Source organism: Streptomyces sp. NPDC026394 (assembly GCF_055567735.1).
In genome coordinates this window covers 217,170-238,019 of sequence record NZ_JBVHPX010000003.1, presented here as the reverse complement: position 1 = coordinate 238,019, position 20,850 = coordinate 217,170, and the positions used below count along the sequence as shown (strand labels likewise).

General features: G+C 72.4%; 18 protein-coding genes. 14 read left to right on the top strand and 4 right to left on the bottom strand.

The window, feature by feature from the left end:
• Positions 1–373 precede the first annotated feature (373 nt).
• The 6 genes from ACZ4QV_RS09410 (at position 374) to ACZ4QV_RS09385 (ending at position 10,446) form a co-directional block, all read left to right on the top strand.
• The gene (locus tag ACZ4QV_RS09410; RefSeq protein ID WP_467762736.1) at positions 374–1,813 is read left to right on the top strand and encodes an ABC transporter substrate-binding protein; all 1,440 of its coding nucleotides are present in this window, start codon (positions 374–376) and stop codon (positions 1,811–1,813) included.
• A gap of 36 nt (positions 1,814–1,849) precedes the next feature.
• Positions 1,850–2,818 (top strand): carbohydrate ABC transporter permease, encoded by a 969-nt coding sequence (locus ACZ4QV_RS09405; protein WP_467762735.1) that lies wholly within the window; start codon positions 1,850–1,852, stop codon positions 2,816–2,818.
• Positions 2,815–3,732 carry a carbohydrate ABC transporter permease gene (locus ACZ4QV_RS09400; RefSeq protein WP_361149689.1) on the top strand — a complete coding sequence of 306 codons (918 nt, stop codon included), beginning with the start codon at positions 2,815–2,817 and terminating at the stop codon, positions 3,730–3,732. Before ACZ4QV_RS09405 ends, ACZ4QV_RS09400 begins: the two co-directional genes overlap by 4 nt.
• Before the next feature lie 41 nt (positions 3,733–3,773).
• Positions 3,774–5,006, top strand: a complete 1,233-nt coding sequence (locus ACZ4QV_RS09395; RefSeq protein WP_467762810.1) for a glycoside hydrolase 5 family protein — start codon at positions 3,774–3,776, stop codon at positions 5,004–5,006.
• A 61-nt stretch (positions 5,007–5,067) separates the two neighbouring features.
• Positions 5,068–7,278 carry an endo-beta-N-acetylglucosaminidase gene (locus ACZ4QV_RS09390; RefSeq protein WP_467762734.1) on the top strand — a complete coding sequence of 737 codons (2,211 nt, stop codon included), beginning with the start codon at positions 5,068–5,070 and terminating at the stop codon, positions 7,276–7,278.
• 87 nt (positions 7,279–7,365) lie between these two features.
• Positions 7,366–10,446, top strand: a complete 3,081-nt coding sequence (locus ACZ4QV_RS09385) for an alpha-mannosidase (protein ID WP_467762733.1) — start codon at positions 7,366–7,368, stop codon at positions 10,444–10,446.
• Between the two features lie 50 nt (positions 10,447–10,496).
• Here ACZ4QV_RS09385 and ACZ4QV_RS09380 read toward each other — a convergent pair whose 3' ends face one another.
• Both ACZ4QV_RS09380 and ACZ4QV_RS09375 read right to left on the bottom strand, forming a co-directional pair.
• Positions 10,497–11,747 (bottom strand): glycosyltransferase, encoded by a 1,251-nt coding sequence (locus ACZ4QV_RS09380; protein ID WP_467762732.1) that lies wholly within the window; start codon positions 11,745–11,747, stop codon positions 10,497–10,499.
• Positions 11,744–12,595: a MerR family transcriptional regulator gene (locus ACZ4QV_RS09375; RefSeq protein WP_361587531.1), complete on the bottom strand. Its 852-nt coding sequence runs from the start codon at positions 12,593–12,595 to the stop codon at positions 11,744–11,746. The genes ACZ4QV_RS09380 and ACZ4QV_RS09375 overlap by 4 nt, the downstream gene beginning before the upstream one ends.
• A 416-nt stretch (positions 12,596–13,011) precedes the next feature.
• Between ACZ4QV_RS09375 and ACZ4QV_RS09370 the strand changes: the two genes are divergently transcribed.
• The 3 genes from ACZ4QV_RS09370 to ACZ4QV_RS09360 all read left to right on the top strand — a co-directional run bounded on the left by ACZ4QV_RS09370 (position 13,012) and on the right by ACZ4QV_RS09360 (position 15,362).
• A complete protein-coding gene (locus ACZ4QV_RS09370) occupies positions 13,012–13,494 on the top strand; it encodes a hypothetical protein (protein ID WP_361149699.1) in 483 nt (160 codons plus the stop codon).
• Positions 13,495–13,500: 6 nt separating this feature from the next.
• Complete coding sequence (locus ACZ4QV_RS09365) at positions 13,501–14,754, top strand: HAMP domain-containing sensor histidine kinase (RefSeq protein ID WP_361587533.1); 1,254 nt, start codon at positions 13,501–13,503, stop codon at positions 14,752–14,754.
• 104 nt (positions 14,755–14,858) lie between these two features.
• Positions 14,859–15,362 carry a DUF1269 domain-containing protein gene (locus ACZ4QV_RS09360; RefSeq protein ID WP_361587535.1) on the top strand — a complete coding sequence of 168 codons (504 nt, stop codon included), beginning with the start codon at positions 14,859–14,861 and terminating at the stop codon, positions 15,360–15,362.
• Between the two features lie 34 nt (positions 15,363–15,396).
• Here ACZ4QV_RS09360 and ACZ4QV_RS09355 read toward each other — a convergent pair whose 3' ends face one another.
• On the bottom strand, positions 15,397–15,930 hold the full coding sequence (locus ACZ4QV_RS09355; RefSeq protein WP_361149704.1) for a GNAT family N-acetyltransferase: 534 nt from the start codon (positions 15,928–15,930) through the stop codon (positions 15,397–15,399).
• A gap of 266 nt (positions 15,931–16,196) precedes the next feature.
• On the opposite strand from ACZ4QV_RS09355, the gene ACZ4QV_RS09350 reads away from it, so the two are divergent.
• From ACZ4QV_RS09350 to ACZ4QV_RS09330, 5 genes are all read left to right on the top strand, one after another.
• Entirely contained in the window at positions 16,197–16,526 is a 330-nt protein-coding gene (locus ACZ4QV_RS09350; RefSeq protein ID WP_361149706.1) for a hypothetical protein, read from the top strand.
• Between the two features lie 126 nt (positions 16,527–16,652).
• Positions 16,653–17,456 (top strand): exodeoxyribonuclease III, encoded by an 804-nt coding sequence (locus tag ACZ4QV_RS09345; RefSeq protein WP_361149709.1) that lies wholly within the window; start codon positions 16,653–16,655, stop codon positions 17,454–17,456.
• Between the two features lie 189 nt (positions 17,457–17,645).
• A complete protein-coding gene (locus tag ACZ4QV_RS09340; RefSeq protein ID WP_361149711.1) occupies positions 17,646–18,362 on the top strand; it encodes a class I SAM-dependent methyltransferase in 717 nt (238 codons plus the stop codon).
• Entirely contained in the window at positions 18,359–19,591 is a 1,233-nt protein-coding gene (locus ACZ4QV_RS09335; RefSeq protein ID WP_361588665.1) for a cytochrome P450, read from the top strand. Before ACZ4QV_RS09340 ends, ACZ4QV_RS09335 begins: the two co-directional genes overlap by 4 nt.
• Positions 19,592–19,787: 196 nt before the next feature.
• Positions 19,788–20,612: an ATP-grasp domain-containing protein gene (locus ACZ4QV_RS09330; protein ID WP_361149716.1), complete on the top strand. Its 825-nt coding sequence runs from the start codon at positions 19,788–19,790 to the stop codon at positions 20,610–20,612.
• 12 nt (positions 20,613–20,624) lie between these two features.
• Here the strand turns inward: ACZ4QV_RS09330 and ACZ4QV_RS09325 are convergent, their stop codons facing one another.
• Positions 20,625–20,837 (bottom strand): DUF397 domain-containing protein, encoded by a 213-nt coding sequence (locus tag ACZ4QV_RS09325; protein WP_361588662.1) that lies wholly within the window; start codon positions 20,835–20,837, stop codon positions 20,625–20,627.
• Between the last annotated feature and the right edge of the window lie 13 nt (positions 20,838–20,850).

The following is a 20,850-nucleotide window of genomic DNA, read 5'->3' as shown; positions in this document are numbered from 1 at the left end:
TACGGGAAGGCGGCAGGAGGCTGGACGGGAGTGAACTCATCGGTGTCGTTACGGAATTGAGATGGCGGGTTCGGCAAGCGGTGGCTTTAGCGCATCAGTGCAGGTGGGGCTTGGGGATGTGGCGGAAAGGGGCGGGGGTGGGCGTGGAAGGGCGCGGGGTGAAAGGGAGCGGTGGCGGCGGAAGTTCGGGGCTGTGCATTGACGGGAGGGAAAGCGGACGACAACGTTGGCACCGCCATCCGGCGGCGCGGCCGGTCGTGTGCCGGTCCGTGCGTGGCTCTTCGCTGTTTCCTCGCGGTTCCCCGAAGCGGGAGCGCTCCCTCACGGGGACGTGCCTCCCGGGCAGAAGCGTTTCCCCGACGCAGGAGTGACCATGACGCGCAGGCACTTGGATCCCGTACGTAACGCAAGCAGCGCCCGCAGCGCGAGCAGCGCACACAGCGCAAGCAACAAGCGCCCCGGCCGCCCCCGGCTGGTCGTTGCCACCACCCTCACAGCCGCTCTGATGTCGGCCACGGCCGCCTGTGGTGTCGGCGGGGCCGAGGGCTCGTCGGCCGCCGAGGGGCAGCCGAAGCGGACCGGCAAGGTCGCCGGGGAGATCACCTTCCGTACGCTCCAGTTGAAGCCGACCTTCACCACGTACGTGCAGGGCGTCATCGACGCGTTCGAGAAGAAGTACCCGGACGTGAAGGTGACCTGGGAAGACGTGCCGGGTGACGGCTACAACGAGAAACTTGTCGCCGATGCGCAGGCCGGCGGGCTGCCGGACGTGGTCAACCTGAACACCGACTCGTTCCAGTTGCTCGGCGACCGGGGGATGCTCGCGGACGTCGCCCGGCTGGACCCGAAGATCGCACGGGAATACGTACCGGGCGCCTGGGAGCAGTACAAGCTGCCGGGCAAGGGGGACGGCGTGTACGCGTATCCCTGGTACGTGACGCCCGAGATCCTCACGTACAACAAGGAACTCTTCGCCGAGGCCGGGCTCGACGTGAACAAGCCGCCCACCACGGTCGAACAGTTCTTCGGCCAGGCGGAGCGGATCGCGCAGGCGGCGAACGGCCGGTACAGCGCGTTCATGGCGGACCCGAAGGGGCGGCTGCCCGGTGACTGGCAGAAGACGGGCGTGCCGATCCTGAACAAGGAGAAGGACGCGTTCGTCTTCGACACGCCCAAGGCCGTCGAGTGGGTGCAGCGGATGAAGAAGCTGTACGCGATGGGGGCGATGCCGAAGGAGTCGCTGACCAAGGCCGACGACCTCGCCCAGCTCTACGGGGCGGGGAAGCTGGTGTTCGGGCCCGGGTCACCGGGGATCCTCAAGGACGTCAAGCGCAACTCCCCGTCGGCGTACGCGGACACGCAGGTGGCGCCGGCCGTCACCGGGACGCTCCAGCACATCGGCATCTACACGCAGTCGCTGGGCGTACGGAAGGACACCGAGCACCCGGACGCGGCGGCGGAGTTCGCGAAGTGGGTGACCAACGGGCCGAACCAGGTGGCGTTCTCGAAGCAGGTGACCATCTACCCGTCGAACGCCAAGGGCCTCGCCGACCCGTACTTCGCCGACCGCGGCGACGGCAAGGACCCCGAGACGCTGGCGCGCGCCATCGGTGCCGAGGAGCTGAAGGCGGCCCGGCTGGACGCGAACACCCCCGTGGAGTGGACCACCCAGGTCGGTGACGCGGTGGTGCGGGAGATGCAGAAGGGGATCAAGGGGGAAGAGGAGCCCGCCGCGGCGGTCAAGAACGCGCAGGAAGCGGCCAACAAGATCCTCGAACAGCAGCAGAAGCAGCACAAGCAGAAGCGGCAGTGACCGGAGATGGCATCCGGCACGACACGCACGCCACACATGACGATCACCCCGGGCCCGACCTCGGTCCCGGCCGCGCCCACCCCCGGTTCCGCCCGGCGCAGCCGCAGAGCTCTCGGCACGGACACCGGCCTGGTGCACCGTCGCTGGTGGACGCCGTACCTCTTCCTGCTGCCGGGCCTGGTCATGGTGGTGCTGTTCAGCCTCTGGCCGTTCGTCAACACCGTCATCCTGTCGCTCACCGACGCGCAGATCCTGCGCGGCGGCCGGTTCGTGGGCCTGGAGAACTACGGGCGGGCGCTCGACGACCCCGACTTCTGGACGGCGACCCTCAACAGCGTCGTCTACCTGGCCGTCGTCGTGCCGTGCCTGGTGCTGCTGCCGCTGGCGCTGGCCGTCCTCGTGCAGCGGAAGGTGCCCGGCATCGGCTTCTTCCGTTCCGCCTTCTACACGCCGGTCATCGCGTCGGCCGTCGTCGTCGGGCTGATCTGGCAGTGGGTGCTGCGCAGTGACGGACTGGTCAACACCGTGTTCGAAAAGCTGCACCTGATCTCCGGGCCGATCCCGTTTCTGACCGACTCCACGATGCTGCTGGTCTCCGCCATGATCGTCACGATCTGGAAGGGCCTGGGCTACTACATGGTCTTCTACCTCGCGGCGCTGGGGAACGTGCCGGCGTCGCTGTACGAGGCCGCCGCCCTCGACGGCGCCGGCGCCGTCCGCCGCTTCCTCAGCATCACCATCCCCAGCGTGAAACCGATGATGCTGCTGGTCGGGACGTTGTCGGCGATCTCCGCACTGCGGGTGTTCACCGAGATCTACATCCTCGGCGGAGAGAGCGGCGGCCCCGGCGGCGGGGCCCGGACCCTGCCGTTCCTCATCCGGCAGGTCGGGCTGGGCTTCGCGGGCGAGACCGGTTACGCGGCGGCCGTGTCGATCCTGCTGTTCCTGCTGACGCTGGCGTTCAGCCTGCTGGGGCACCGGCTGTCGAAGGGAGACGAGAGGTGACCGCTCTGTCCTCGTCAGGTGCGCGTCGGGTCCGGCGCGCCCAGGTCGCGGGCCGCGGCCGCAAGGCACCCCGCAGACGCAGAGCGCCCCTCGGCCGCAAGGCGATTCTCGGTCTCTCCGGCCGCTATCTGACGTTGTGCCTGATGCTGGTGGTGATGCTGGGGCCCATCGTCTGGCAGTTCCTGACGTCGCTGAAAGGGCGCGGGGAGGACGTGTACGGGGGCGTGCTGCCCAGCCGGCCGACCCTGGACAACTACGTACGGGTCGCCGAGTCCTTCCCGCTGCTGCACTACGTGGGCAATACGCTGATCGTCGCGGCGCTGGCCGTCACCTCCAACTGCGTGTTCGCCGCGATGGGCGGCTACGCGCTGTCGCGCGCCGGGTGGCGCGGGCGGCGGGTCGTCTTCACGGTGCTGGTCGCGACGCTGATGTTCCCCTTCGAGTCCGTGATGATCTCGATGTTCCTCACGGTGCGTTCGATGGGGCTGGTGGACACGCTCGTCGGCGTCTGGCTCCCCGGCGCGGTCTCCGTGCTGAACCTGATGATCATGCGGGCCGCCTTCCTCGCCGTACCGAAGGAGGTGGAGGAGGCCGCGGTCCTGGACGGGGCCGACGAGTGGCAGCGCTTCACGAAGGTGTTCGTACCGGCCGCGAAGGGCGCGCTGGCGGTGGTCTGCCTGACCAGCTTCATGGGCGCCTGGGACGACTTCCTGTGGCCGCTGATCGTGCTGACCAACAGCGATCACTACACCCTGCAACTCGGACTGAAGTCGCTGGCCGGAGCCACCACGGTCAACGACCAACGGCTGATCGCGGCAGGCGCCATGGCCGCGCTGATCCCGATGATGGCGCTCTTCTTCGCCCTCCAGCGGTTCTTCTTCAAGGGCGTGGGCGAGGGGGCGCTGAAGACGTGAAGGGAAGCGATGTGACGTCGTCCGCCGGCCGCGCGCCCCGTATGGGCGCCAACTACACGCCCAGCCAGGGCTGGTTCCACCACTGGCTGGATTTCGACCTCGACGCCGTACGCCGCGACCTGGCCGCCCTCGCGGCGCTCGGCCTGGACCACGTCCGGGTCTTCGCCCTCTGGCCGGTCTTCCAGCCGAACCGTTCCCTCATCCGCCCGCGCGCCGTCGGACAACTGGGTCAACTGGTGGACGCCGCCGCGGAGAACGGCCTGGACGTCGCCGTGGACGCCCTCCAGGGCCACCTGTCCAGCTTCGACTTCGTACCGTCCTGGCTGCGCACCTGGCACCGGCGCAACATGTTCACCGACCCGGAGGCGATCGACGGCGCGGCCCGTTACCTGGAAACCCTCGCGACGTCCCTGGCCGGCCGTCCCAACTTCCTGGGTATGACGCTGGGAAACGAGATCAACCAGTTCTCGGGGCCGCCGCACCCGGACCCCGACCCGTGCACGTACGAGGAGGCCGGGCAGTGGCTGACCCGGCTGCTGGACGTGTGCGAGCGGGCCGCGCCGGGACGGCTGCACACCCACGCCGAGTACGACGCGGTGTGGTTCCAGGACGGCCACCCCTTCACCCCCGCCCAGGCCGCACGCCTCGGCCGGGCCACCACCCTCCACTCCTGGGTCTTCAACGGCACGGCCCAGCGGCACGGTCACGACGGGACCGCGACGGTACGGCTGGCCGAGTACTTGATCCAGGTGGCCACGGCCTGGGCCGACGGTCCGGCGCGCCCGGTCTGGCTCCAGGAGATCGGCGCCCCCGCCCCGCTCGTACCGCCCGAACACGCCGCCACGTTCGCCACCGCCACCCTCGACAACGTCCTGACCTGCGAGGAGCTGTCCGGCATCACGTGGTGGTGCTCGCACGACGTGTCCCGCGAGCTGGCGGACTTCCCTGAGCTGGAGTACGGGCTCGGGCTGCTCACCTCGGACGGCGCGGTCAAACCGGCCGGGCGCGCGGTCGCCGAAGCGGCGGCCCGGCTGCGCGCGGAGCCGCCGCGGCCGGTACGCCGCACCACCGCGCTCGTCCTGGACGCGGGAGACACCGGCACGGCGCCGCACCGGTCGGTGTGCGCGCCGGGCGGGCCCTTCTTCGAGGCGTGGGTACGGCTGGCCGGCCAGGGCGTACGGGCGGGAGCCGTCCTGGCGGACCGGGCGCGGGACGCCGCGTACCTGGCGGGACGGGGGATCACGGAGGTGGTGTGGCCCTCGGACGTGAAGTGACGGAGCGGAGCAGTACGGGCGCGGACATGACCGGAGAGCGGGACGAGCGGTGGAGGACGCAATGGACGCACGACGGGATGCGGGGCGGGGCAAGGGCTCTGAGCAGGGGCCGTCCCGGCGCAAGCTGGTCGCCGGGGCCGCGGCGGCGGGTCTGGCGCTGCCGCTGACCTCCGGGAGCGCGGGAGCGGCCGTACGGGCGGACGCCTCCAGAGGGGCTGTACGGGCGGACGCCTCCGCAGCGGCGGGACGGGAACAGACCCCGAAGGCGGCAGGTTTCCTCCAGCCGTACGCCTCCTACTGGTTCCCCGACAGCTTCCCCGAGGGCCGCGAGCCCGACCCGGGCGCGGTCTGGCGCAGCCTGAAGAGCTGGCGTCCGCAGGACGACGCGGACCTGCCGTACAACGTCGCGACCGTGCCCTTGGCCAAACGTTTCGCGCCGGTGCCCGCCAACCCCACCGCCCGCACCGGCCAGGCCCGTGTCTCGGCGCTCGTCTCCTTCGCGGGGACGGCCCGGAACCCTTCCCAGGGCAGCCCGAAAGCGGACTACTACACCCTCAGCCACTGGGCCTACCTGGACGAACTGGTCTTCTGGGGCGGCTCGTCGGGCGAGGGCGTCATCCTCGCCCCCAACGCCCCGGTCACCGACGCCGCGCACCGCAACGGCGTGCCCGTGCTGGGCAACGTCTTCCTCCCGCCCACCGCGTACGGCGGCGAGCTGACCTGGACGCGCGAGCTGGTCCAGCAGGACGCGCTCGGCCGTTTCCCGCTGGCGGACAAGCTGATCCAGGTGGCCCGTACGTACGGCTTCGACGGCTGGTTCCTCAACGGTGAGACCGACGGCGGCGACCCCGCGCTGGCCCGGCAGTTCGCCGACTTCGTGCGGGCGCTGCGCAAGGGCGCGCCCGAACTGCGCATCACCTGGTACGACGCGTTCAACGCGGACGGCCGGGTCGGCTGGCAGGGCGCGCTGAACGACAAGAATGCGATGTTCTTCCAGCGCGGGGCCGAGAAGCTGTCCGACACGCTGTTCGTGGACTTCCGGTGGAGCGCGTCCCGGCTGGCGTCGTCGGCCGCGTACGCCCGGCGGCTGGGACGTTCGCCGTACGAGCTGTGGGCCGGTGTCGACGTCGAGGCCAGCGGCTGGGACTCGCGCGTGAACTGGGACGCCTTCGTGCCGGAGGGCCGTGACCACGTGGTGTCGTACGGGCTCTACCGGCCGGAGTGGACGCGGCGCTCCGGCGAGGCGCCCGGAGCGTTCCACGCGCGCGACGACCAGTTCTGGGGCGGGCGGAACACCGACCCGTCGGCGCCCGCCGGGCCGGGCTCCTGGCGCCCGGCCGCCCGTACGGTCGCGGACCGCTCGACCGTCACGTCCGTACCGTTCGCCTCCGCCTTCAACACCGGTCACGGGACGGCCTGGTACGAGGACGGGGTGCGGACCGGTGAGGCCGAGTGGAACCACCTCGGCCTTCAGGACCGGCTGCCCGGGCGGCGGTGGGCGCTGTGGGCGGACGGCGGTGGAACGTTCCGGCGGCCCGCGGTCGGCTTCGACTTCGGGGCGGCGTGGCGCGGCGGCAGCAGCCTGCTCGTGGACGGCACGCTCGACCGTCCCGTGACGCTGGAGCTGTACCGCACGCGGCTGCCCCTGCGCGCCGGCACCGTCCTGGAGATCACCCACCGGGCCGACGAGGGCTCGGCGGCGGTCACCGTGGAGGCGGCCGTGGCGTACGCGGAGCCCGCGAAGGCCGGCGGGCGGCCGCAGTTCCGCCGGATGCCGGCCCGGACCGTCCGGGCCGCGGACGGCTGGGTCACCTCCACCGTACGGATCGGGGACGGCCCCGGCCGTACCGCGTACGCGCTCGGTGTGCGGCTGGGGGCGCCCGGCGGCGCGCCCGTGCGCTGGCGGCTGGGCGCCCTCGCGGTACGGGACGGTGAACCGGCCGCGCACACGCCCGCGCCACCGGGCGCCGTGAAGATCGCCGCAGCACGCGTCACGGGTGACGGCACGGCCGAACTGCGGCTCACCTGGCAGCCGTCGGCCAAGGGCGTGCCCGTACGGCACTCGGCCAAGGGCGTGCCCGTAAGGCACTACGAAGTGCACCAAACCCTCCAGGACGGAAAGCGCCGCTTCCTTGGCGGGACCTGCGGCACGGCCTTCTATCTGCCCGCACTGCGGCGGACGGACGGCGAGCCGGGAACCCGGCTGGAGGTGCGGGCGGTCGGCGAGCTGTACGGCTCGTCGGCGGCCGCCACGGCCGTATTCACCTGGTAAGCCACTCGCCCGAGGGGCAGAAACTCCGCAGGACGCGTACCACCGCTCACCCACCCCCACCCGCCACACACCCACCGGAGCACCCTCATGCACGACGACCGCAGCATCGTGGAACACCGTCTACGCCGTGTCCTGAACGACCGCATCGTGCCCGCCGTCCGCAGCCGGTCCGTGCCGCTGACGGTCGAGCGCTGGGAGGCGCCGGGCGAGCCGGTGCCGCCGGCCGAGGGACTGGCCGCCACCTACGAACCGACGAAGACCGGGGAGGGGTGGGGGCCCGCCTGGGGCACCACCTGGTTCCGGGTCACCGGGCAGGTCCCGGCGGAGTGGGCCGGACGCACCGTCGAAGCCGTACTGGACCTCGGCTTCGACGCGAACATGCCCGGCTTCCAGTGCGAGGGCCTGGTCTACCGGGCGGACGGCGAGGCGGTGAAGGGCCTGAACCCGCGCAACGACTGGGTGCGCATCGCCGAGGCCGCCACCGGCGACGAGGCGGTCGAGCTGTACGTGGAGGCGGCCTCCAACCCCGTCCTGGCGGACCACCGGCCCACCTACGAGGGCGACCGGCTCACCGCGAGCCACGCGCCGCTGTACCGGCTGCGGCGGATGGACCTCGTCGTCTTCGAGACCGAGGTCTGGGAACTCGTCCAGGATCTGGAGGTGCTGGGCAGCCTGATGCGGGAGCTGGACGTGGCCGACGCGCGCCGCCACGGCATCCTGCGCGCCGTCGAGCGGGCCCTGGACGCCGTCGACCTGAAGGACATCCCCGGCACCGCCGCGCGGGCGCGCGAGCAGCTCACGGACGTCCTCGCGTCCCCGGCCCACGCCTCGGCGCACCGCGTCAGCGCGGTCGGCCACGCGCACATCGACTCCGCCTGGCTGTGGCCGCTGCGCGAGACGGTACGCAAGGTGGCCCGTACGTCCTCGAACATGGTCAACCTGATGGACGAGCACCCCGAGTTCGTCTTCGCCATGTCGCAGGCACAGCAGCTCGCCTGGATCAAGGAGCACCGGCCCGAGGTGTTCGCCAGGGTCAAGGCGAAGATCGAGGCGGGGCAGTTCGTGCCGGTCGGCGGCATGTGGGTGGAGTCGGACACCAACATGGTCGGTGGCGAGGCGATGGCCCGGCAGTTCCTGTACGGGAAGAAGTTCTTCCTCGACGAGTTCGGGATCGAGACGAAGGAGGTGTGGCTGCCGGACTCCTTCGGCTACACGGCGGCCATGCCGCAGCTCGTGAAGCTGTCCGGCTCGACGTGGTTCCTGACGCAGAAGATCTCCTGGAGCCAGGTCAACAAGTTCCCGCACCACACCTTCTGGTGGGAGGGCATCGACGGCACCCGCGTCTTCACCCACTTCCCGCCCGTCGACACCTACAACTCCGACCTCGGCGGCAAGGAGATGGCACACGCGGCCCGCAACTACCGTGAGAAGGGCCGGGGTACGCGGTCGCTGGCGCCCTTCGGGTGGGGTGACGGCGGTGGCGGCGCCACCCGCGAGATGCTGGCCCGCGCGGCCCGGCTGCGGGATCTGGAGGGCTCGCCGCGGGTCGAGATCGAGCGGCCCGACGCGTTCTTCGAGAAGGCGCACGCGGAGTACCCGGACGCGCCGGTGTGGGCGGGCGAGCTGTACCTGGAGCTGCACCGCGGCACGTACACCTCGCAGGCCAAGACCAAGCAGGGCAACCGGCACAGTGAGTCCCTGCTGCGCGAGGCCGAGCTGTGGGCCGCCACCGCCGCCGTGCGGGTGCCGGGTCACGCGTACACCTACCCGTACGAGGACCTGGAGCGGATCTGGAAGACGGTGCTGCTGCACCAGTTCCACGACATCCTGCCCGGCTCGTCGATCGCCTGGGTGCACCGGGAGGCCCGCGACACGTACGCGCGGGTGCGCGAGGAGCTGACCGGGATCGTCCGCGCCGCGCAGACCGCGCTGGCCGGGCCCGGCACCCGGGAGATCGTCTTCAACGCGGCACCGCACGCGCGCGGCGGCGTTCCGGCGGGCGGCGCGCAGCCCGCACCCGGGCAGGCGCCCGGCCGGAGCGGTGCGCCCGCCTCCGTACGCCCGGTGACCGTCGAGCCGCTGACCGTGGACGGCCGGGCCACCGGCGGCCACCGCCTCGCCAACGGCCGGCTGCGGATCGAGATCGACGCGCGCGGGCTGGTCGTGTCGGCATATGACATCGAGGCCGGACGGGAGGCCGTGGCACCGGGCGCGGCGGCCAACCTCCTCCAGATCCACCCGGACTTCCCCAACATGTGGGACGCCTGGGACGTGGACGAGTTCTACCGGCACAACGTCACCGACCTGGTGTCCGTGGACGAGCTGACGGTCGACGCGGCCGGCCCGCACGAGGTACGGGTCAAGGTCGCCCGGTCCTTCGGGCACGGCTCCACCGTCGTGCAGACCCTGACCCTGCGCTCCGGCGCCAAGGTCCTGGAGATCGACACCGAGGTGGACTGGCGGGAGACCGAGACGTTCCTCAAGGCCACCTTCCCGCTGGACGTGAAGGCCGACCGGTCCGCCTCCGAGACCCAGTTCGGGCACGTCTTCCGCGCCACCCACACCAACACGTCCTGGGAGGCCGCCAAGTTCGAGATCTGCGCGCACCGCTGGATCCAGGTCGAGGAACCGGGCTGGGGCGCGGCCCTGGTCAACGACTCCACGTACGGGCACGACGTCACCCGCGACATCCGTCCGGACGGCGGCCAGACCACGACCGTACGGCTGTCCCTGCTGCGGGCGCCCCGCTACCCGGACCCGGAGACCGACCAGGGTCGGCACCGCCTGCGGTACGCGCTCGCGCCCGGCGCGACGGTCGGCGACGCGGTACGGGAGGGACACCGGATCAACCTGCCCGAACGCACGGTGCGGGGTGGCGGGCCGGTCGAGCCGCTGGTCGCGGTCGACAACGACGCGGTGGTGGCGGAGGCCGTGAAGCTGGCCGAGGACCGCAGCGGCGACGTCGTGGTCCGGCTGTACGAGTCGCACGGCGGCCGGGCCTCGGCGACGCTCACGGCCGGGTTCCCGGTGGCGGGTGCCGTGGAGACGGATCTGCTGGAGCGGGAGACGGCCGGTTCGGCCGTCGGTGAGGTACGGGACGGACAGGTGGCGCTCACGCTGCGGCCGTTCCAGATCGTGACCGTACGGCTGTCGCGCGCGGCGGGCTGACAAGAAGGCGGGGCGGCCGGAGTCCTGCGGGCCCGGCTGCCCCGTCCCCCTCACCCCCCGTTCTCCACCGCCTTCAGCACCTCACCCGCGCCGTCCTCCGCCGCCATGCGCCGTGCGATCCCGGTGGCGGCAGCGCGGTGGGCGGGCTCCCGTACAGCGCGCGCGACGGCCTCCGCCAAGAGGTCCGGTGCGCCTTCCTCCTCCGCCAGCGCGCGGAACGGTACCGGACCGGTACCGGCGCCCACCGCCGCCAGCCGGGCGGCCCAGAACGGCTGGTCGGCGGTGACCGGTACCGGCACGGCCGGGACCCCGGCCCGCAGTGCGGCGGCCGTCGTGCCCGCGCCCGCGTGGTGCACGACGGCCGCCGTACGCGGGAAGAGGAGGGAGTGCGGCACCTCGCCGACGGTCAGGACGTCGTCGCCGGTCTCCGGGCCGGCCAGGCCCGCCCAGCCGGACTGGAGCACGCCGCGCACCCTGGCGCGGCGGAGGGCGGCGACGACGTTCGCCGTCAGCCGCGCGGCCGTGCCGTCGTCCCCCGCCCCTGCCGCCATGCTGCCGAAGCCGACGAAGACGGGCGGCGGGCCCGCCGCGAGGAAGTCCTCCAGCGCGGGTGGGAGGGCGGCGTCGGGTGCGGTGTACGGCCACCAGTTGCCGACCAGTTCCAGGCCGGGGCGCCAGTCCGTGGGCCGGGGGACGAGTGCGGGGCTGACGCCGTGCAGCACCGTACGGCGGTCCGCGTCCCGGCGGCGGCGCAGCGCGCCCGTCGAAACGGGCGGCAGGCCCAGCCGGGCCCGTAGCTCCCGTACCCCGTCCGCGTACAGGCGGTCCACCACCCGCAGGGAGAGACGGCCGGCGGCGCGGTTGCCCCGGCGGCCCAGCGAGCGGGTGCCCGCGACCACGGGCGGGAAGTCGCCGGTGGGCGCGTTCGGCTGGAGGGGCAGGTCGAGGAACGGGATGTCCATCGCCTCGGCGGCGTGCCGGCCGAGCGGGGCGGTGGTCGCGGACAGGAGCAGCAGGTCGGCGCCCTGGGCGGCGGCATCGGCGAGGCCGGGGCCGAGCTCCCGGGTGAAGGCGGCGGCCCGGCGCATCAGCTCCCGCTTCCCGCCGGAAGCCCCGTTCCGTTCCCTTCGGGGGTCGGCGGGCAGCGCCCGGAACTCCAGCCCGGCGGCGCGTACGAGCGGCGCGTACGAGGCGTCGGCGGCCAGCGCGACGGTGTGCCCGGCCTCCTGGAGGCGGGCGCCGAGGCCGGTATACGGGGCGACGTCGCCGTACGAACCGGCCGCCGTGACGAGGATCTTCATGACGGCTCCGGGGAGAAGGGCGGGAGGGTTTCGGGCGGGACGGCTGCGGGCGGGAGCGTTCCGGGCGGGGCGGGAGCAGGGCCTTGGCGTACCGCGTTGGCGTGCACCGCCGCCCGCAGGTACGCGGCGAGGCCGGGACGCTGCTGGGACGGCGGTACGACGAGCGCGTAGGCCCGTGGGTCGGCCGTGAAGTCGTCGGCGATCCGGCAGTGCATGTCGGTGGGGCACGGGGTGAACCAGCGGGTGAGGTGGGCGCGGTGCTCCTCGGCCAGGTCCATGGCCCGCTCGCCGTCGGCGGGCTCCCCGGCATCGAAGGCGGCGAGCAGCCGGTGCCGCCACGCGCCGGCCTCGGCCATGATCCGCGCCCAGTCCTCCTTGGTGTGCGCGGCGGCCCGCGCCATGGACTGCTGGTGGCCCGCGCTGTGCTGCCACTTCAGGTGTGCCTCGGTGGCGTAACTGAGGTCGAAGGTGACCTCGCCGAAGACCTCGAAACGCTCCTCGGGCGTCAGCTCCACCCCCGTACGCTGCACCTCCATCGCCCGTTCGGCGACCTCGACCAGCCGTTGCAGCTCGGTGATCTGCTCCTTGAGCAGGCGGTGCCGGGCGCGCAGGTGGTCCAGGGCGTCGGCCTGCGGGTCCCGGAGGACGGCGGCGATCTCGTCGAGGCCGAAGCCGAGCTGCCGGTAGAAGAGGATCTGCTGGAGGCGGGCCAGGTCGGCGTCGTCGTAGCGGCGGTATCCGGCGGGACTGCGGGCGCTGGGGGAGAGCAGACCGGTCTTGTCGTAGTGGTGCAGGGTGCGGACCGTGATGCCCGCGAAGCCGGAGACCTGCCCGACCGAGTACGCCATGGAACCGCCTCTCGTGCCACGGCCCGCCGGGGGCCGCCGTACGGCCCGTGCCGTACGGGCACAGACTGCGGCCTGACGTGGGGGGAGGGTCAAGCGGGGGCCGGTCGTCCGGACGGAGCCGGTCCCGGCGGCTCCCGCGAGCCACCGCTGGACCGCACACCATCGTCCGACCGCACACCATCGTCCGACCGCACACCATCGACCGGCCGCACACCACCGACCGAGCTCACTCCACCGATGGACCCCTGTTACACGGCCGTGGGACTGCCGTGAAACGGGCTGCTTAGCGTGAGGGCAATCTGGGCGGACACGGTTACCTTTGTCGTAAAAGCCCACAAGTCCAGTCCATGGCTCCTCACGGCGCCCCGACGGCACTCCGGTGCCACCCCGAAGCCCCCCAGCCGACCGAGGGACACGTGCGCTCACTCACCGCGACCGCCTGCGTCGCCGCGATGTCCGCGGCCGCGCTGCTGCTGTCCGGCTGCTCCGACCCGCGCGGCCTGCGGGTGGCGGGCCCCGCCGTGTCGCCCTCACCGCCGGCCGGTCCGGCCGAGGTCACCGAACCCGTTTACGTCTCCGACGCGGCACGCCGCCCGTTGCAGCGCCCCGCCTCCTTCGTGCTCACCGACTCGGTGAGCCTGACCGGCCTGCACTGGACGTCCTGGGGCGACGCGACCGCCAAGGCCACCGGAGGACTCAGCGGCGCCTGGTGCCGTCCCGCGTGCGGGGAACAGCCGTACCCGGTCGAGGTGACGCTCAGCGGCCTGCTCAAGCAGGACGGGCCGGACCGGCAGCACCGGCCGGCCTTCTATTCGAGCGCCACCCTCGTCTCCGACCGCCTGCCGCCGGAGAAGGCCGCCGAGCTGGGCAGGGTCAGCCTGCACACCCCGGAGTTCTAGGCCGCCATGGGGTTGCGCGCGAAGATCGGCATAGCGATCGCCGCCACGGCCGCCGTGGTCGCGGTCCTCATCGGCGTGCTCGTGCACAACCGGACCGTGGACGCGCAGTTCGACCTGGCGGCCGAATCGATCGACGGGCGGCTGCAGAGCCTGGTGCAGGACCGGGCGGCCGGTGTCGACACCGGCCGGGCGATCATCGACCCGCCCGACCTCCCCGGCCCGCTGAAGGACGCCGTCGCGCACGGCAAACGCGGCGTCTACCTGGAACCCGACGGCCCCAAGCCGCATCTCTGGGCCGCGACCGAGCTGGCCGGCGAGGTCATCGCGATCAAGCGCCCCTACGTACGGGAGCGGGAGACCCTGCGCAGCCTGGACCGCGTCCTGTGGCTGTCCGGCATCGCGGGCACCGCGCTGGGCTGCGTCGTCGGCCTGCTGGTCGCCCGCCGGCTGGGACGGCGGCTGACCTCCTCGGCGGTCACCGCGCAGCGGATCGCCGAGGGCGACCTGACCGCACGGCTGCCGCGCGGCGGCAAGGACGAGATAGCCCAGCTCACCACCGCGGTCAACACCATGGCCGACGCGCTGGCCGCCCGCCTCCAGGCCGAACGCGACGTCACCGCGAACATCGCCCACGAACTGCGCACCCCCGTCGCCGGCCTGGTGGCGGCCGCCGGCCTGCTGCCGCCCTCGCGCCCCACCGAGCTGGTCCAGGACCGGGCCCAGCGGGTACGGGGGCTGATGGAGGACGTCCTGGAGGTCGCGCGGCTGGACGCGCGTACCGAGGAGGCCGACACGGAGCTGCGGCCGCTGGGCGAGCTGGCGCGGCGGACGGTGGCGGCGCTGGGCGAGGCCGCCGGGGCGGGTGTGGAGATACGGGTGCTCTCGGACGGGCTGGTGGAGACCGACCCGCGGCGGGTCGAGCGGATCCTCGTCAACCTGGTCGGCAACGCGCTGCGGCACGGCGCGGCCCCGGTGACCGTCGAGGTCGAGCGCGGCGTCCTGCGCGTCCGCGACAGCGGTCCGGGCTTCCCGGAGGCCCTGCTGGCCCACGGGCCGCAGCGCTTCCGTACGGGCGGCGGCTCGGACGGTCACGGGCTCGGCCTCGGGCTGACCATCGCGTCCGGACAGGCGCGGGTGCTGGGCGGGCGGCTGACGTTCGCCAACCCGGCGGGGGGAGGGGCCGAGGCGACGCTGGACCTCGGCCGGTCGCTCGCCGACGACTGCGAAGGCTCCGGGGGCTCGTCCTCCGACGGCTCCTGACATGCGCAGCGGCCCGTCCGCACCAAGAGTGGTGTGAGACGCCCGCGTCCGGAGCAGGCGTACCGGTACCCCACCGTCGACCGCAGACCACTGGAGCCACCGCGATGGACGAGAACGTGCTCTTCATGGACCTCACCGACGCCGGGGAGGGCGCGGCGCGACGCGCCCTGGACGCGCTGCGCCACGAGGACGCCGAACACCGGATCACGCTGCGCGAGGCCACCGTGATCGCCCGGGACACCGACGGCACCGTCACCTTCCCCGAGAACGAGGACCACACCGGCACCGCGCGCGGCTTCGCCGTCGGCGGGCTGCTCGGCGGGCTCGTCGGACTGCTGGGCGGGCCGCTGGGCGCCGTGGTCGGCTTCGGTGCCGGCGGCCTGCTCGGCGGCGCGCGCGACGCACGACGGGCCAGCGCGGACAACGCGGCCGTGGACATGCTGGCGGCGGAGGTGCCGCCGGGCAGCACCGTCCTGGTCGCCGAGGTCTCGGAACCGGCCAGGGGCCCGGTCGACGCGGCGCTGGCCGGCATCGGCGAGGGCGTCGTCCGCTATCCGGCGGCCGAGGTGCGCACGTACGTGGAAGAGCTGATCGCGGAGAGCCGCTGAGGGGCGTACGAGCTGGGTGCCCGGGCGCCACGCCCTACGAGCTGTGCGCCCGGACGCCCGCGCCGGTCGGCGCTCCGGCGTCGTCCCCCGGTGACACCAGGGACTTCGCCAGGCACCGGCTGTCCTCGTACATCCGGTACAGCCCGAACTTCGTCACCGGCCGGTAGCCGCACGACGCGTACAGCGCCAGCGCCTCGGGCTGCTTGATGCCCGTCTCCAGCACCATCCGGGTCCGGCCCGCGGCCCGCGCGTCCGCCTCCAGGGCCGCGAGGATGCGCCGGGCCAGACCGCGCCCGCGGGCCTCCGTGACCACGAACATCCGCTTGATCTCGGCGTCCCCGTCCGCGTAGCCCTCGGGGTTGGCGTCCTGGGCCCGCCAGCCGCCGGTGGCCAGCGGGCGCCCGTCCTCGTACGCGAGCAGGTACAGGCCGTTCGGCGGCCGGAACATCCCCGGGTCGAGCGGCGTGATGTCGCCCTCGTCGTCGTACCGCTGCGCGTACTCGCGCTGCACCAGCCGGTCGAGGTCGACGGCGTCGGGGTGGTCATAGGGGACGGGACGGATCTCCATCCGATGAATCGTACGGATATCCGGCCGTTGGGGCGAGAGTGCCGGACGGGATACCGGCGCCCGCCCGGCGCGCCACCGACGCGTGCCTCTTCCGAAGTCCGCATCCCGTCCCCTCTACCGGACCCCGCCCCCGCCCTCCCGCCGCATACGGCGGTTCGGCGGAGCCAAAGCACCCGATGGGGGTGTGTCGGTACGGGATCGGACAATACGGGCCGGTGGCGGGGAACGGCTGCTGCGCCACTGACGCTGAACCGAAGGAGAAACCCATGCGTCTGCGTCCCGTTCTGGCCACCGCCGCCGCCGTACTCTCCCTGTCCGCAACCGGTCTGACCGGGGCTGCCGTGGCGGCGGCCCCGGCGGACCCCGCGCCGCCGGTCAGCTTCGGCAGCCAGCCGAACGACGACAGCGCCAACGGCGACAGCCGCGGCGAGCGGGATTACCCGGGCACCATCGGGTGGGGGCACAAGCCGTACCAGCTGCTCGGCGACCGCGACGGCAAGTACATCATCACGGCGGTGAACAAGACCGACACCGACCGGCTGCCGACCTGCTACCGCGACCTGTACGCGACCCCGGCCTCCTCGATCTGTCACTGACCGGAACGGCTCACCGTCGTGCCCGGCGCTCACCGCGCCGGGCACGCGCGCGCGTAGCGCCGAGTCGTTTCCGCCCCCTCGCGTCGCGTAGGCTGCGCTGCCGCCAGCGCGATGAGGGAGCAAGTAGTGCTAACTGTGACAACCGTCAACGTCAACGGCCTGCGCGCCGCGGCCAAGAAGGGCTTCCTTCCCTGGCTGGCGGAGACGGACGCCGACGTGATCTGCCTCCAGGAGGTACGCGCCGAGCCGGACCAGTTGCCCGCCGAGGCCCGCGACCCCGAAGGCTGGCACACGGTGCACGCCCCCGCGGCCGCGAAGGGCCGGGCCGGTGTCTCCCTCTACTCGCGCCGCGCGCCCGAGCGCGTACAGATCGGGTTCGGGTCGGCCGAGTTCGACACCAGCGGCCGGTACGTCGAGATCGACCTGCCCGGTGTGACGGTGGCCAGCCTCTACCTCCCCTCCGGCGAGGTGGGCACCGACCGGCAGGACGAGAAGGAACGGTTCATGGCCGAGTTCCTCCCGTACCTCGCCGCGCTGCGCGAGCGGGCCGCCGCGTCCGGCCGTGAGGTCCTGGTGTGCGGCGACTGGAACATCGCCCACCAGGAGGCCGACCTGAAGAACTGGAAGGCCAACCGCAAGAAGGCCGGCTTCCTCCCCGAGGAGCGCGCCTGGCTCACCCGCGTCCTCGCCGAGCACGAGGGCGGTTACGTGGACGTCGTCCGCGCCCTGCACCCGGACACCGAGGGCCCGTACTCCTGGTGGTCGTACCGGGGCCGCGCGTTCGACAATGACGCGGGGTGGCGCATCGACTACCTCATGAGCACGCCCGGCCTGGCGGCGCGCGCCGTGAAGGCGTTCGTGGAGCGGGCCGCCACCCACGACCAGCGCTGGAGCGACCACGCACCGGTCACGGCGGTCTTCGAGCGGTAAGAGTTTGTGGCGCGGCCCCCGCCGGGCGCCCGGCGGGGGCCGCGCCCGCACGCTTCGGCGGGCCGGCCCCTCACGCTTTCGAGGCATTGCGCGGAGCCCTGCCGCCCCCCGTGGCGCAGCGCGGGCATATATCACCCCGAACGCGTACGTATCCGGACGTACGCCGCTACGAGGAGTGACGATGCCCGAGTGCGCGCCGCCGGTCCGCCCGCCCGCCCCAGCGCCGTGGTGATCACCCCGAAGGGCGCCCGCGCGGCGCGCGCCATGACTTCGGAAGGCGTCCGTGCGGCGCGCGTCTTCAACAGCCTCGGTATGGATTTCGAGCTGGCCTTCGCCGGCCGGAAGCAGGCCCAGACCGACGCCGTCGAGGAGCTGACGCGGCGGCTGGCTCCCGGCTCCCGCGTGCTGGACGTGGGGTGCGCGACGGGGCGGCCCACCACGGAGCAACTGTGCGCGAAGGGCCTGGACGTCACGGGTATCGACGTCTCCGAGGTGATGCTAGCCCATGCGCGGCGGCAGGTGCCCCAGGCGCGCTTCGTCCTGGCCGACCTCTTCGGCGAGGCCCCCGCCGAGCTGGGGGTGTACGACGCCGTGGTGTGCCTGTTCTGCTTCGGCGACCTGCCCGAGCGTTCCTTCGTGGAGGGGCTGCGGCGGCTCGCTGCCCTTACCGTGCCGGGCGGCACCGTCCTCCTCGCGGTCCTGGAGCGCCGGGCGGCCGAGGACGTGCGGTTCCTCGGCCGGACGTACCGCGCCGCGCGGTGCCTGCGCGAGGACGTCCGGCACCACGCCCGGCTGGCCGGTCTGGAGACCGAGCGAGTGGAGGTCCGCGTCGAGGCCCCGCCGGACGGTCCGGTGCCGTCCGAGCCGGAGAACAGCCTGTACCTGTGGGCGAGGAGGCCGGTGTGAAAGCGGAGGTGAACGCGGACGCGGAGGTGAACGCGCACGTGGACGTGGACGTGGAATGGCCCCTTCCCCGGCGCGGTGACGTGGTCCCGGACGTATGTACGTGGCTGCGCGAGCACAAGCCCGTCGCCCGCATCCGTACGTTCACCGGCGACCCGGCCTGGCTGGTCTGCACGCACGAACTGGCCACGCGGGTACTCCAGGACGACGCCTTCAGCATGTCGGCCCTGGCCGAACCGGGCGGACGCCTGCAATACGCGCCGCTCTTCCCGGCGTCGAACCGCAGCAGCGTCAAGGACATGGTGGGCGTGGGCCTGCGCGACACGGTGATGCAGGCCCTCTCCCCGCACGCGGTGAAAGAGGCCACCGGCGCGTTCCGCCGCAAGGCCGGCGAACTCCTCGACGACATCACGGCCGAGGGCCCGCCGGTGGACTTCCGGGCCCGTTTCACCCAGCCCTACACCGCCTCCGTCATGGCCACCGTCATGGGCCTTTCCGAGGACCACGGACGGCTGCTGATGGACGGATTCGACATCAGCATCATGACCGTGCCGCGTACGTTCGAGGGCGCGCAGGTCAACCTGGAGAAGTGCCTGGCCCGTACCCGCGCCCGCCTGCTGGCGCCGGACGCCGTCGACGCGCCGGGCCTGCTCGGCGCCCTGGCCCGCTTCCGTATCGAGAACGGGACGGAGCCCGAACTCGACGAAGAGATCATCCTTATGATCAACAACCTCTTCGTCGCGGGAGGGCTGAGCACCGCGGCCTTCCTCCTGCTGTCCTTGCTGCAACTCACCACGCACCGGGACCAGACGCAATGGCTGCACGCCCACCCGGAAGCCATGGAACCGGCGGTGGAGGAACTCCTCCGTTACAGCCTCGCCATCGGCGACGGTCTCCCGCGCATCGCCGTCAGGGACACCGAACTCGGCGGCCAGGCCATCACCAAAGGCGACCTCGTCCTCGTCCTCGTGGAAGGCGCCAACTACGACCCCGCCGTATTCGACAGCCCCGACCAACTCGACCTGACCCGCAACGCGAAGGAACACCTGACCTTCGGCACGGGCCGCCACTACTGCTCGGCCACGTATCTCGCGCGCACCCACGCGTCCGTCGCGCTGTCCGCCGTTCTGGAGCGGATGCCCGCACTGCGCCTGGCGATCCCCCCGGAAGAAATCAACTGGCGGACGGGCTGGATCAAACGCACCCCGGAGCGGCTGCCACTTCTGTGGTGACACCGCGCGGGTACGCGCCGGTCGCGGTTGTCCACGATCACGACCGTTCACGATCCTGGCTGACGCCGTACCGGCGTACGCGCCGGCGCAGGGCCGAGAGCCGGTCCGGGCCCACGGGAGCTGCGAGCAGTGCGGCCCGCTCAGGCCGCCCCACCTGCACGGTTAGGCTGATGATCACCGTTCGAGGAGATGCATCGTGTCCAGCCGCCCCCGCGTTCTGTTCGTGACCGACCTCGCCTACCAGGCCAAGGGGCGGCGCTACTGCGACGAGGACATCTTCCTGTCCTCCCGGCTGCGCGACGCCTTCGACATCGCCCTGTGCCACCCTCTGGACGCCGCCGGGCTGATGGACGCGTTCGACGCGGTCATCGTGCGTAACAGTGGTCCCGTGCTGCACTATCAGGAGGAGTACGACGCGTTCCGCGAGCAGGCTCTGGCGCGCGGCACCCGGGTCTACAACCCGCTGACCGGGCGTGGCGACATGGCCGGCAAGCAGTACCTGCTGGACCTGACCGCCGCCGGGTACCCGGTCATCCCCACCGTCGACCGCCCCCGAGACCTCCACCTGCTGCCCAAGGCCACGCAGTACGCGGTCAAGCCGAAGGCGGGCGCGGACTCCATCGGCCTGACCTTCGCCCCCGCAGCCCAACTCGCCGACCTGCCCTACGGCGACATCCTGGTCCAGCCGCGCATCGACTTCCGCTACGAGGTGTCCTTCTACTACGTCGACGACACCTTCCAGTACGCCCTCCACGCCCCGGACCCCACCCGCCGCTGGGAACTCACACCGTACGAGCCCACCGAGGCGGACCTCGCCTTCGCGCACCAGTTCATCGGCTGGAACACCCTCGACCACGGCATCCAGCGCGTGGACGCCTGCCGCGCCCCCGATGGCGACCTCCTCCTGGTCGAGTTGGAAGACCTCAACCCGTACCTCTCCCTGGACCTGCTCCCCGAGCAGACCCGGGACGCGTTCGCGACCAGCCTCGCGGCGTCACTGCGTGGGTTCTTGGAGGGGTGAGGGGGCAGCCGCTCAGGCGAAGAAGGTGCCGGACTTGACGCCGACGACGAACGCCGCGAAGGCGGCGGCGGGGAAGGCGAGGACGGGACCGTCCGGGGCCTTGCTGTCGCGGACCGGGACGATGCCTGTGGCCTCGGCGGTCGAGGGAGACCACTCCACGCAGTTGCCGCCATCCGGGCTGCTATGGCTCGACTTGGCCCAGGGAAGGGGCAGGTTGGGCGACATGGTGCCTCCCTGT